General features: G+C 67.6%; 12 protein-coding genes. 11 read left to right on the plus strand and 1 reads right to left on the minus strand.

Going from position 1 to position 12,406, the window contains the following annotated elements:
• Window positions 1-257 precede the first annotated feature (257 nt).
• The 7 genes from pheS to J0J10_RS02785 all read left to right on the plus strand — a co-directional run bounded on the left by pheS (window position 258) and on the right by J0J10_RS02785 (window position 8,577).
• Window positions 258-1,340: a phenylalanine--tRNA ligase subunit alpha gene (gene pheS, locus J0J10_RS02755; RefSeq protein ID WP_291645069.1), complete on the plus strand. Its 1,083-nt coding sequence runs from the start codon at window positions 258-260 to the stop codon at window positions 1,338-1,340.
• 29 nt (window positions 1,341-1,369) lie between these two features.
• Window positions 1,370-2,557, plus strand: coding sequence for a glycosyltransferase (locus J0J10_RS02760; RefSeq protein WP_291645071.1), 1,188 nt, complete (start codon window positions 1,370-1,372; stop codon window positions 2,555-2,557).
• An 8-nt stretch (window positions 2,558-2,565) separates the two neighbouring features.
• The gene (locus J0J10_RS02765; protein WP_291645073.1) at window positions 2,566-2,976 is read left to right on the plus strand and encodes an ASCH domain-containing protein; all 411 of its coding nucleotides are present in this window, start codon (window positions 2,566-2,568) and stop codon (window positions 2,974-2,976) included.
• Window positions 2,973-5,396, plus strand: coding sequence for a phenylalanine--tRNA ligase subunit beta (gene pheT / locus J0J10_RS02770; RefSeq protein ID WP_291645075.1), 2,424 nt, complete (start codon window positions 2,973-2,975; stop codon window positions 5,394-5,396). The genes J0J10_RS02765 and pheT overlap by 4 nt, the downstream gene beginning before the upstream one ends.
• A 228-nt stretch (window positions 5,397-5,624) precedes the next feature.
• Entirely contained in the window at window positions 5,625-6,527 is a 903-nt protein-coding gene (locus J0J10_RS02775; protein ID WP_291645078.1) for an alpha/beta fold hydrolase, read from the plus strand.
• On the plus strand, window positions 6,524-7,603 hold the full coding sequence (locus J0J10_RS02780) for a tartrate dehydrogenase (RefSeq protein WP_291639206.1): 1,080 nt from the start codon (window positions 6,524-6,526) through the stop codon (window positions 7,601-7,603). Before J0J10_RS02775 ends, J0J10_RS02780 begins: the two co-directional genes overlap by 4 nt.
• A gap of 230 nt (window positions 7,604-7,833) precedes the next feature.
• Complete coding sequence (locus J0J10_RS02785) at window positions 7,834-8,577, plus strand: TerC family protein (protein WP_291639208.1); 744 nt, start codon at window positions 7,834-7,836, stop codon at window positions 8,575-8,577.
• Window positions 8,578-8,584: 7 nt separating this feature from the next.
• Here J0J10_RS02785 and J0J10_RS02790 read toward each other — a convergent pair whose 3' ends face one another.
• Window positions 8,585-9,193 carry a 4'-phosphopantetheinyl transferase family protein gene (locus J0J10_RS02790; protein WP_291645080.1) on the minus strand — a complete coding sequence of 203 codons (609 nt, stop codon included), beginning with the start codon at window positions 9,191-9,193 and terminating at the stop codon, window positions 8,585-8,587.
• A gap of 131 nt (window positions 9,194-9,324) precedes the next feature.
• Here J0J10_RS02790 and J0J10_RS02795 point away from each other — a divergent pair, with 131 nt between their 5' ends.
• From J0J10_RS02795 to J0J10_RS02810, 4 genes are all read left to right on the plus strand, one after another.
• On the plus strand, window positions 9,325-10,056 hold the full coding sequence (locus J0J10_RS02795) for an AzlC family ABC transporter permease (protein WP_291645082.1): 732 nt from the start codon (window positions 9,325-9,327) through the stop codon (window positions 10,054-10,056).
• Window positions 10,043-10,360, plus strand: coding sequence for an AzlD family protein (locus J0J10_RS02800; RefSeq protein ID WP_291639214.1), 318 nt, complete (start codon window positions 10,043-10,045; stop codon window positions 10,358-10,360). Before J0J10_RS02795 ends, J0J10_RS02800 begins: the two co-directional genes overlap by 14 nt.
• A gap of 184 nt (window positions 10,361-10,544) precedes the next feature.
• Complete coding sequence (locus tag J0J10_RS02805) at window positions 10,545-11,405, plus strand: branched-chain amino acid aminotransferase (protein WP_291645084.1); 861 nt, start codon at window positions 10,545-10,547, stop codon at window positions 11,403-11,405.
• Between the two features lie 14 nt (window positions 11,406-11,419).
• Window positions 11,420-12,403, plus strand: a complete 984-nt coding sequence (locus J0J10_RS02810) for an NAD(P)H-dependent flavin oxidoreductase (RefSeq protein ID WP_291645086.1) — start codon at window positions 11,420-11,422, stop codon at window positions 12,401-12,403.
• The last annotated feature ends 3 nt before the right edge of the window (window positions 12,404-12,406 follow it).

Genomic DNA, 12,406 nt, shown 5'->3' on the forward strand with positions numbered 1-12,406 from the left:
GCGGCTGTCGCCCCTGCCAGCCGCATGCGTGTGCTGACTGCGACGGTCTTGTCATGAAGGGCCGGCGAGCAGGGGCGAATGCGCGAAAACATCGCGATCGACACGCTTTGCCAGCGCAATTCGGGCTGGCATCCGCATGGCCGAAGCCATAGAAGATGCCACGCCGGCATGCGCTCCGGCATTCTTATGGTGGTGCGAACTGCCTTCAGCCGGTCGTTCCGGCCGGGCGGCGTGCGCGCTAGCGGAACAGATCAGGCATGAACGAGATCGATACCCTTCGCGATTCCCTTGTCGGTGAGATCGCCGCGGCGCAGGACGAGGCGGCGCTGGAGCAGTTGCGCATCGCGGCGCTCGGCAAGTCCGGCTCGGTCTCCGCCTTGCTGAAGACGCTCGGCGCGATGACGCCGGACGAGCGCAAGGAGAAGGGGCCGCTGATCAACGGCCTGCGCGACGGCGTCCAGCAGGCGCTCGCCGCCCGCAAGGAGGCACTGGGCGAGGCGGCGCTGGAAACGCGGCTCGCCGCCGAGCGGCTCGACATCTCGCTGCCGGTGCGCGAAGGGCCGGAGGCGCGCGGGCGAATCCATCCGATCAGCCAGGTCATCGACGAGATCACCGCGATCTTCGGCGATATGGGCTTTGCCGTCGCCGAGGGGCCGGATGTCGAGACCGACGACCTCAACTTCACCAAGCTGAACTTCCCGGTCGGCCATCCCGCCCGCGAGATGCACGACACCTTCTTCTTCGCGCCCGACGCCAATGGCGAGCGCAAGCTCCTGCGCACCCACACCTCGCCGGTCCAGGTCCGCACCATGCTGGCGCAGGAGCCGCCGATCCGCGTGATCTGCCCGGGCCGGACCTACCGCATGGATTCCGACCAGACCCACACCCCGATGTTCCATCAGGTCGAGGGCCTCGTCATCGACAAGAAGACCCATTTCGGCCACATGAAATGGGTGCTGGAGGAGTTCTGCAAGTCGTTCTTCGAGGTCGAGAGCGTCAAGATGCGCTTCCGTCCCTCCTTCTTCCCGTTCACCGAGCCCTCCGCCGAGGTCGACATCCAGTGCTCGCGCAAGGGCGGCGAGATCCGCTTCGGCGAGGGCGACGACTGGCTCGAGATCCTCGGCTGCGGCATGGTCCACCCGAACGTGCTCCGGAATTGCGGGCTCGATCCGGACGTCTATCAGGGCTTCGCCTGGGGCATGGGCATCGACCGCATCGCCATGCTGAAATACGGTATGCCGGATCTGCGGCCGTTCTTCGAGGCCGATATCCGCTGGCTCTCGCATTACGGCTTCCGCCCGCTCGACCTGCCGACCCTGACCGGCGGCCTGTCGTCGTGACCAGGGCGGGCTAGGAGAGGAAAGGGCGGATGAGCGCGGCGCATTGGGCCGGCCTGATCGCGGCACTGCTGGTGGCGGCCAATCTCCTGTGCCTGGCCATCGCCTTCCTGCGCCTGCGTCGCAAGCCGGCCGAATCCAGCCTGCTGCGCCAGCGTCCACCGGTGACGATCGTGCGGCCGGTCTGCGGCCTGGAGAGCTTCAGCCGGGAAACCCTGACCTCCGGCCTCGTCCTCGACTATCCCGATTACGAGACGATCTTCTGCGTCGCCGACGGGCAGGACCCGATCGTGCCGTTGGTCGAGGAGCTGATCGCCAGCCATGGTCCGGAGCGCGTGCGCCTGATCGTCGGCGATGTCGCGGTCAGCGCCAATCCCAAGCTCAACAACTGCGTCAGGGGCTGGGAGGCGGCGCGGCATGACTGGGTCATCCTCGCCGATTCCAACGTGCTGATGCCGAAGGACTACATCCAGCGGATGATGGCGGCCTGGCGCGACGATAGCGGCCTGGTCTGCTCGACGCCGGCCGGCTCGCGCCCGCTCTGCTTCGGCGCAGAGGTCGAGTGCGCCTTCCTCAATACCTTCCAGGCGCGCTGGCAATATGCCGGCGAGGCGCTCGGCTTCGGCTTCGCCCAGGGCAAGTCGATGCTCTGGAACAAGCCCTTCCTCGATGCCCGCGGCGGCATCGCGGCGCTCGCCGCCGAGATCGCCGAGGATGCGGCGGCGACCAAGCTGGTGCGTTCCGCCGGCAAGCATGTCCACCTCGTCGACCAGCCCTTCGAACAGCCGCTGGGCCGCCGGCATCTGCGCCATGTCGTGCAGCGCCAGTTCCGCTGGGCGCGTCTGCGCCGCGTCACCTTCCTGCCCTTCTTCGCGCCGGAGATCCTGGTCGGTCCGCTGGTGCCGGCCGTGCTCGCCGCCTTCGCGGCCCCGGCCTATGGCCTTGCGGGCTGGCAGGCCGTGCTGCTCGTGCTGGCGATCTGGTACGGCGCCGAGATGGCGCTGGCGAAGGGCGTCGGCTGGTTCGTCAACTGGCGCACGCCTTTGGCCTATCTCATCCGCGATCTCGTCTTCCCCGGCATCTGGGCCTATGCCTTCCTCGCCGGCGAGGTCAGCTGGCGCGGCAACGCCATGAAGATCAGGACGGATGGCGACGACCGGCTGAACGACAATGCCCCGGCGCTGTCGACCGCGAGCGCGCGGCGGGATGGGACGGCGTGACCTTGGACATGACGACCATCCCCGAACGCTATCGCGACTGCCGGAGCTTCTCCTTCGGCGACGGTCCCCGGCTCGCGACGGAGTTGGCGGCGCTCGTCGTCAACGGCCGCAAGACCGCGACCGTGAGCACGCCGGACGAGCCCGATGCCTCGACGGTCGGCGAGTATTGGATCGTGCTCGACGGCGAGAAGCGCCCTGTCTGCGTGATCGAGACGCTCGAGCTCATGCTCCGGCGCTTCGACGAGGTCGACGCGCAATTCGCCTTCGAGGAAGGCGAGGGCGACCGCAGCCTCTCCTATTGGCGCGAAGCCCACGAAACCTATTTCCGGCGCCTCGGCGTCTTCAGCCCCGACATGACCCTGCTTTGCGAGCGCTTCCGCCTGGTGGAAGTGCTCGCTCCGATGGACTTAAACGCATGAAATTCACGCTCTCCTGGCTCAAAGACCATCTCGACACCACCGAGACGCTCGACACCATCTCCGAGACCCTGACCCGCGTCGGGCTCGAGGTCGAGGCGGTCGAGGACAAGGCCAAGGCGCTTTCGGCCTTCACCATCGCCTATGTCATCGAGGCCAAGCAGCATCCCAATGCCGACCGCCTGCGCGTCTGCATGGTCGACACCGGCTCCGGCGAGCCCGTGCAGGTGGTCTGCGGCGCGCCCAATGCCCGCACCGGCATGAAGAGCGTGTTTTCGCCGCCCGGCACCTATATCCCCGGCAAGGACATCACACTCGGCAAGGGCGTGATCCGCGGCGTCGAGTCGAACGGCATGCTCTGCTCCGCCGCCGAGCTGCAGCTCTCCGAGGATCATGACGGCATCATCGACCTGCCGCAGGATGCGCCTGTCGGCCAGCCCTATGCCGCCTATGCCGGCTTCGACGATGCGATGATCGAGATCGCCGTGACGCCAAACCGGGCCGATGCGCTGGGTGTCTCAGGCGTCGCCCGCGACCTTGCCGCCGCCGGTCTCGGCACGCTGAAGACGCCCTCGGTCGCAGCCGTGCGCGGCAGCTTCCCATGCCCGGTCGACGTGAAGCTCGACTTCGCCGCCGGCGACGAGAAGCTCTGCCCTGCCTTCGCCCTGCGCCTGGTGCGCGGCGTCAAGAACGGCCCGTCGCCGGAATGGCTGCAGGCGCGCCTGCGCGCCATCGGCCTGCGGCCGATCAATGCGCTGGTCGATATCACCAATTTCATGACCTATGACCGCAGCCGGCCGCTGCACGTCTTCGACGCCGCCAAGGTCCATGGCGACCTGACGGTGCGCCGCGCCAGGGCCGGCGAGCAGATCCTGGCGCTCGACGGCAAGACCTACACGCTGACCGATGAGCAGGTCGTGATCGCCGATACGGAGGGCGTCGAGTCGCTCGCCGGCATCATGGGCGGCGAGGCTTCGGGCTGCGACGAGAACACCGTCGACGTTCTGGTCGAGAGCGCGCTCTGGGACCCGCTCAACGTCGCCCGCTCCGGCCGTGCGCTCGGCATCACCTCCGATGCGCGCTACCGTTTCGAGCGCGGCGTCGACCCGGACTTCACCCGTCCCGGTCTCGATCTCGCGACGCAGATGATCATCGAGCTCTGCGGCGGCGAAGCCTCCGAGATGGTCTTCGCCGGCGAATTGCCGGAAAGCGGCGGCGCCATCGATTTCCCCTGGTCTGAAGTCAAGCGCCTGACCGGCCTCGATCTGCCTCAGGTCGAGATGAAGCTGGCTCTGACCTCGCTTGGCTTCCATGTTTCGGGCGCCGGCGAACGGGTCAAGGTCGCCGCTCCCTCCTGGCGCAGCGATGTCGAGGGCAAGGCCGATCTGGTCGAGGAGATCCTGCGCATCGCCGGGCTCGACCGCGTCGAGCCGGCGCCGCTGCCGCGGATCAAGGGCGAGGTCGTCAAGCCGGTGCTGACCGTGCTGCAGAAGCGCACGCGTCAGTCCAAGCGCCTGCTCGCCAGCCGCGGCCTGGTCGAGGCCGTGACCTGGTCCTTCATCTCGCACGACGCCGCCAAGCTCTTCGGCGGCGGCTCGCGCAAGCTCGTCCTCGCCAATCCGATCGCCGCCGATCTCTCCGACATGCGGCCTTCGCTGCTGCCCGGCCTGATCCGCTCGGCCCAGGCCAATGCCGATCGCGGCTTCGGCGACGTCGCCCTGTTCGAGGTCGGTCAGGTCTTCCAGAGCGACGAGCCCGAAGGCCAGCTGATCGCCGCGGCCGGCCTGCGCCGCGGCACCGCCAGGCTGGAAGGCGCCGGCCGCCATTGGGACGGCGCGGCGAAGCCGGTCGATGCCTTCGACGCCAAGGCCGACGTCATGGCGCTGCTCGCCGGGCTCGGCGTGCCTGTAGGCGGCCTGCAGATCGTCGCGGGCGGTCCGTCCTGGGCGCATCCCGGCCGGTCCGGCACGCTCCAGTTCGGTCCCAAGGGAGTGGTCGGCACCTTCGGCGAGCTGCACCCGCGCGTGCTCAAGGCGCTCGACGTCAAGGGCCCTCTGGTCGCCTTCGAGATCCATCTCGATGCGCTGCCGCTGCCGAAGTACAAGCCGACCAAGGTCAAGCCGAAGCTGGCGCTTTCCGATTTTCAGCCGCTGACGCGCGATTTCGCCTTCATTGTCGACAAGACGGTGGCGGCCGGCGACATGGCGAAGACCGCCCAGAACGCCGACCGCAACCTGATCGCCGAGACCAGCGTCTTCGACATCTATGAAGGCGCCGGCGTCGAGCCCGGCAAGAAGTCGGTCGCGCTGGCGGTGACGCTGCAGCCGGTCGAGAAGACCCTGACCGAGGCCGAGATCGAGGCCGTTGCGGCCAAGATCGTCGCCGAGATGACCAAGCGCTACAAGGCGGCGCTGCGCGGCTGACAATGCGTCATGATCGGCTTGGAGCCGATCATCTCAGGACAGAAAAGGCGCCTTCGGGCGCCTTTTTTGTTGCGGGGAGCCGAGTCCTGGGCTTCGCTTCGTTTGTGAGTGATCACCGGCCAAGCGTCGCCGCCATCTCGTTATTGATCATAATTATGAAATAATCGACGCACGCAATCGTTTGAAAATGCGGGTATCGGCTCCGATTGTTGCAATCAGAGAGGCTGAATGTCGCTCATCGAACTCCCCGTCGAAGATCGCTTCTTCCCCGGCTTCAGGCTGCTCGACGTCGCGACCTCCGGCGCGCGCATTCGCGTCCGGATCGGCGGGGAGGGGCCGCCGCTGCTCCTGCTCCACGGTTATCCGCAGACCCATATCATGTGGCGGCGTATCGCCCTGGCGCTGGCGCGGCGCTTCACGCTCGTCTGCCCGGATCTGCGCGGCTACGGCGATTCGCAGAAGCCGGCGACCGCCGCCGATCATTCTCCCTATGCGAAGCGCGCCATGGCCCAGGACATGGCCGAGGTGATGAGCGCGCTCGGCCACGAGCGCTTCTGCGTCGGCTCGCATGATCGCGGCGCTCGCGTCGGGCACCGGCTGGCGCTGGACCATGCCGGACGGGTGCTGAAGCTCGCGACCCTCGACATCGCACCGACACGCGAGATGTATCGCGACACCAGCGACGCTTTCGCGCGCGCCTATTGGCACTGGTTCTTCCTGATCCAGCCGGCTCCGATGCCGGAGAAGATGATCGGCGCCGATCCGGAGTTCTACTGGTCGAGCCGCCGCGCCTCCGACATGCGGCTGTTCGAGCCTGAAGCGCTCGCCGAATATCTCCGCTGCTTTCGCGACCCTGCGATGATCCATGCCAGTTGCGAGGATTACCGCGCCGCGGCGACGATCGACATCGCCCATGACGACGCCGATGGCGGCCGGAAGGTCGAGTGCCCCATGCTGGCCCTGTGGGGCGAGCGGGGAGCCGTCGGAAAATGCTTCGACGTGCTCGGGCTCTGGCGTGAGCGGGCTGTGGATGTGCGTGGGAAGGCATTGCCGGGCGGGCACTATCTGGCCGAAGAGATCCCCGATCTCGTCGCCGCAGAATTTGCTGCCTTTTTTGGAGAAGTCGCATGAGCCGGACCAATCGCGTCTATCGCATCGCCGTGATCGCCGGAGACGGCATCGGCAAGGAGGTGATGCCCGAAGGGCTGCGCGTGCTCGAGGCAGCCTCGAAGAAATACGGCTTCGAACTGCGGCTCGACGAATTCGATTTCTCCTCCTGCGACTACTACGCCAAGCACGGCAAGATGCTGCCTGACGACTGGAAGGAGAAGATCGGCGGCCATGACGCGATCTATTTCGGCGCCGTCGGCATGCCGGCTCAGGTGCCGGACCATGTCTCGCTCTGGGGCTCGCTGCTGCTCTTCCGGCGCGAATTCGACCAATACGTCAATCTGCGCCCCGTCCGCCTGATGCCGGGCGTGCCCGGCCCGCTCGTCGGCCGCAAGCCGGGCGATATCGACTTCTTCGTCGTCCGCGAGAACACCGAGGGTGAATACTCCTCGGTCGGCGGGCGCATGTTCGCCGGCACCGAGCGTGAGATCGTCATGCAGGAGACGGTGATGAGCCGCGTCGGCGTCGACCGCGTGTTGAAATATGCCTTCGAGCTGGCGCAGCGCCGGCCGCGCAAGAAGCTGACCTCGGCGACCAAGTCGAACGGCATCTCGATCACCATGCCCTACTGGGACGAACGGGTGAAGGAGATGGCGAAGAGCTATCCGGGCGTCGCCGTCGAGCAGTATCATATCGACATCCTGACCGCGCATTTCGTGCTCAATCCGGACCGTTTCGACGTGGTCGTCGCCTCCAACCTGTTCGGAGACATCCTCTCCGATCTCGGCCCGGCCTGCACCGGCACGATCGGCATCGCCCCGTCGGGCAACATCAATCCGACCGGCGACCATCCCTCGCTGTTCGAGCCGGTCCACGGCTCGGCGCCGGACATTTACGGCCAGGGCATCGCCAACCCGGTCGGCATGATCTGGTCGGGCGCGATGATGCTCGACCATCTCGGCGAGACCGAGGCCGCCAAGGGCATCGAGGCCGCGATCGAGCGGGCGCTCGGCGACGAGCGCACCCGTACCCGCGACCTCGGCGGCAAGCTCGGCACCGAGGCCGCCGGCAAGGCGATCGAGCAGGCGCTGGGTTGACGGCGACGCGCCAGCGTGACCACAAGCTCGGTTCCGGAAGGAACAAGACCAGAGAGGGAGTGAAAATGCCCGATCCGTCGACTTTCTTGCTGTCCGGCCGGGTCAGGCCCGGGCAGCGCCGGGCCGCTGGCTCCTGATGTTTTCGGCGCGGCGGGAGCATTCCGCATGTCTCGCCGCGTTTTCTTTCGACCAATGCCGATCCGGCCCACTAGCACGGGACTGACAGAATAATGGACCTCCTATCCTCGACCTTCTGGGCCTCGCTGCTCCAGATCATCTGGATCGACCTGCTGCTCTCCGGCGATAACGCGGTCGTCATCGCGCTTGCGGTCCGCTCGCTTCCCGAGAAGCAGCGCAAGCTCGGCATTCTGCTCGGCGCCGGCGCCGCTGTCGGCCTGCGCATTCTTTTCGCGATCGTCGTCTCCTACCTCCTCAACATCCCCTTCCTGAAGGTGGTCGGCGCGCTGCTGCTGTTCTGGATCGCGATCAAGCTCGCCAAGGGCGAGGATGAGGAACATGGCGACATCGCCGCCAGCGACAATCTCTGGAAGGCGGTGCGGACGATCGCCATCGCCGACGCGGTGATGAGCCTCGACAACGTGCTCGCGATCGCCGCGGCGGCGCGCGGCCATTTCGAGCTCTTCATCTTCGGCCTGCTGCTCACCATTCCGCTGATCATCTTCGGCGCGCGGATGCTGTCGACGATCCTCGAGCGCTATCCGATCCTGATCTGGCTCGGTGCGGCCCTGCTCGGCTGGATCGCCGGCGAGATGCTGCTCTCCGACATCGCCGTGCTGCAGTGGCTGCAGACCAGCATTCCGAGCTGGGTGGTGAGCGTGCCGGTCTCCGAGACCAATCCGGCCGGCCTCGCCCCCGCCAAGCTGCCCTTCTATTCGGCGGCGGTCGTCGGTGCGGCCTTCGTCGTCGCGGTCGGCTATCTCCTGAAGAAGAAGCCGGTCGATCAGCCCGGCTGAAACAGGCTCAAATGAGCTGAATGAAGGCGGCGGCCATGGTTTCATGGCCGCCGTTTCTTATGGTTCGGCTGAAGCCGCAGGCGCTCCCCGGCCGCTGCGGATCCTCGACCAGGAAGCGGTCCTGATCTGCGAACCTCACCAGGAAACTCTCGGGGGGCCGCAGGAAGCCTGTGCCGAGGGCTTTCACATAGGCTTCCTTGGCGCTCCACAATCGCGCGAAGGCGAGCGGCCGGTCCGGTGGCGGCAGGGCCCGAAGCATGGCCTGCTCGCAGGGATGCAGCGCCGCGAAGGGTGGTTGCCGATCAGGCTCGACCTGCTCGACATCGACGCCGACCCGGGCGTGGGCGAGGGCCAGTGCCACCAGGCCGGCACGCGTCGCCAGCGAGATATGCAAGCCGTCGCCGTCGGGCGCCGCGATCAGCGGCCGTCCGCCGGGCTCGTGGTCGATCCTGACGCTCTCGGGCTCCAGGCCGAGCTGCTTGGCGAGGATAGTGCGCGCTAGGCCGCGCCGCAGCGCCGAGCGTTCCGTCAGCGTAGCGGGGCGGTGATCGGTCGCGACCAGCCAGACGGCCGGCAGGGCCGTGGCGCATTGGTCGGGGGAGGAGAGCCAGAACATGCGCCGTTCTAGACGCGATCCGCCGCGCTGTCGTGGCGGCGGCGCCGTTTGCGGCCCGCCTTGCGCTGCATTCATGCGCCGGCCGCGTCGCCACCATTGACGGCGGCCCGCCGACCCGCTTCGAAAAGCCCATGTCCCATCCGGAAACCTCCTCCACTTCCGCCGGCCCGGCACAGCTGACGCTCGCCGGCCTGGCGCTCGGCCTGCGCCGGGTTTCCGTGCTGCTGCCCGGCATCGTCGTCTTCGCGGTGGCCTTCGGCGCAGCAGCCGCGGCCAAGGGGCTGAGCCTGTTCGAGGCGATCCTGATGAGCGCGCTGGTCTATGCCGGCGTCGCTCAGCTTGTGGCCATGGAGATCTGGCGCCCCGAATGGAGCTGGGGCGCGATCGCCGGACTCGCCTTCGTCACGGCGACGGTCAATGCCCGCTCGATCCTGCAGGGGGCGTCGCTGCAACCCTGGTTCGCCCGCTATCCGCGCCGGGTCAACGCCTTCCAGCTCTTCGTCTTCACCGATGCGAACTGGCTGATCGGCACGCGCTACCGCGCCGAGGGTGGGACCGATCTTGGCGTGGTGCTTGGCGCCGGCCTCTGCCTGTGGACCGTCTGGGTTCTCGCCACCATTCCGGGCTATCTGCTCGGCTCGCTCGTCGCCGATCCCCGCCAATACGGCATCGACCTCGTCATGCCGATCTTCTTCGCGGCGATGATCGTGCCGCTCTGGCGTGGCCGCCGGGCGGCCTTGCCCTGGGTGATCGCCGGCGTGGTTGCGCTCGTCGCTTCCAAGCTGATCGACGGCTACGCCTTCATCATCATCGGTGCGCTTTCGGGCGCCCTTGCCGGGGCCTTCCTCGATGACGCTGCCTGATCCCGGCGCCTGGGGGCCCTATCTCGCCATCCTGGCGATGGCACTGGCGACCTATCTTTGCCGCATCTCCGGCGTGGTGCTGATGGGCTTCGTGCCGCTGACGCCGCGCGTCCGGCGCGGGCTCGCGGCACTTCCAGGATCGATCGTCTTCGCCACCGTGCTGCCGCTGGTCGAGCGCCTTGGCCTGGCCGCGGGGCTCGCCCTGGTCGCCGCGATCCTCAGCATGGTGCTGCGGCGTAGCGAGCTGCTGGCGCTCCTCGTCGGCATGGCCACGGTCTCGCTGGCGCGCGCTTTCGGGCTCTGAATGGCGGCCCGTCGGAGATCGTGCCGAGCGGGCTGCGCGGATTTTCACCTCACATCGCGACCCATCACCGGTTACGATCGGAGCCATCACATCATTCGTTTGCCGCTCCCCGGGCCGCGTGTTGACGGGGCGGGGGCAGGGGCAGACGGTGCGGGTCGACAAGACTGACAGATCGGAGCGCCTTATGGCCTGGTATTCGCAAACCTGGAGCTGGTTCGAAGGAGAGTGGCACGAAGGCAACCCCGGCATCATGGGGCCGCGCTCCCATGCGAGCTGGCTGTCTTCGACCGTCTTCGACGGCGCCCGCCATTTCGACGGCGTCACCCCCGACATGGACAAGCATGCCGCGCGCGTGAACCGCTCCGCCGAGACGCTCGGCCTGAAGGCGACGGTCTCGCCCGAGGAGATCATCGCGCGCACCGCCGAGGGCGTGAAGAGGTTCGCCCCGGGCACCGCGATCTACGTCAAGCCGATGTACTGGGCCGAGGCCGACGGCCTCTCGACCATCATGGGCGACCCGGATTCGACCAGGTTCTGCCTCTGCCTGTTCGAGGCGGCGATGGGCGATCCGGGCAAGGGCTTCTCGGTGACCAAGGGCGCCTATCGCCGCCCGACCATGGAAACCATGCCGACCGATTCCAAGGCCGGCTGCCTCTATCCCAACAATGCCCGCATCCTGCGCGAGGCCAAGGGCCGCGGCTTCGACAATGCGCTGGTGCTCGACATGCTCGGCAATGTCGCCGAGACCGGCACCTCCAACATCTTCCTCGCCAAGGACGGCGTGGTGAAGACGCCGGCCCCGAACGGTACCTTCCTCAACGGCATTACCCGCCAGCGCGTGATCTCGCTGCTGCGCGGCGCCGGCGTGCCGGTCGAGGAGACCAGCTTGAGCTATGCCGATTTCGAGCAGGCCGACGAGATCTTCTCCTCCGGCAACTACTCCAAGGTGATGCCGATCTACCGGATCGACGACCGGCAGGTTCAGCCCGGCCCGATGTTCCGCAAGGCGCGCGAGCTCTACATGGACTTCGCCCACTCGAAGTAACCGGAGTTCCTCGCATGGCCCGTCTCGCCACCCGCCTGACCGAGCGCTTCGGTATCGAGCACCCGATCCTCTCCGCACCGATGGCACTCGCCGCCGGCGGGGCACTGGCGGCGGCGGTGACGCGGGCCGGCGGGCTCGGCCTGATCGGCGGCGGCTATGGCGATGGCGACTGGCTGAGGACGCAATACGCCGCGGCCGGCAATATCCGCACCGGCTGCGGCTTCATCACCTGGTCTCTGGCAAAGCAGCCGGATCTGCTCGGCGAGGTGCTGGCCCATCGCCCGGCAGCGCTGATGCTCTCCTTCGGCGACCCCGCGCCCTTCGCCGCCGAGATCGCGTCAGCAGGCGTGCCGCTGATCTGCCAGTGCCAGAGTATCGCCCATGTCAGGGCGGCGCTGGCCGCCGGTGCCTCCGTCATCGTCGCGCAAGGCACCGAGGCCGGCGGCCATGGTCATGCCCGCGCGACACTGCCCTTCGTTCCCGAGGTCGCCGACCTCCTCGCCCGCGAGAGCCCGGACACTTTGCTGCTGGCGGCCGGCGGCATCGCCGATGGCCGTGGGCTTGCCGCGGCGCTGATGCTCGGCGCCGATGGCGTGCTCGTCGGCACCCGCTTCTGGGCGAGCCGCGAGGCGCTGGTCCACCAGAACCACCAGGCCGCCGCCATCGCCGCGACCGGCGATCAGACCGTGCGCTCTTCGCTCCCAGACATCGCGCGCCGGCTCGACTGGCCAAAACCCTTTGACATCCGCGTCGGCGACAATGCGTTCATGACCAAATGGCGTGGCCGCGATGCCGAATTGCTGGCGGCCGCCGAGAGCGAGGGGCCGGCCTATCGCGAGGCCTTCATGGCCGGCGATCCCGACAAGGCGGCCGCGATCTATGGCGAGGCGGCCGGGCTGATTGCGGATGTGCCGCCGGCCGGCGAGATCGTCGTGCGCATGGTGGCCGAAGCGGCCGAGCAGTTGCGCCGCGGCGCCGGCATCGCCGTCCACGGCTGAGCA

The sequence above is a fragment of the Allobosea sp. genome (assembly GCF_017308075.1).
Classification (GTDB): domain Bacteria; phylum Pseudomonadota; class Alphaproteobacteria; order Rhizobiales; family Beijerinckiaceae; genus Allobosea.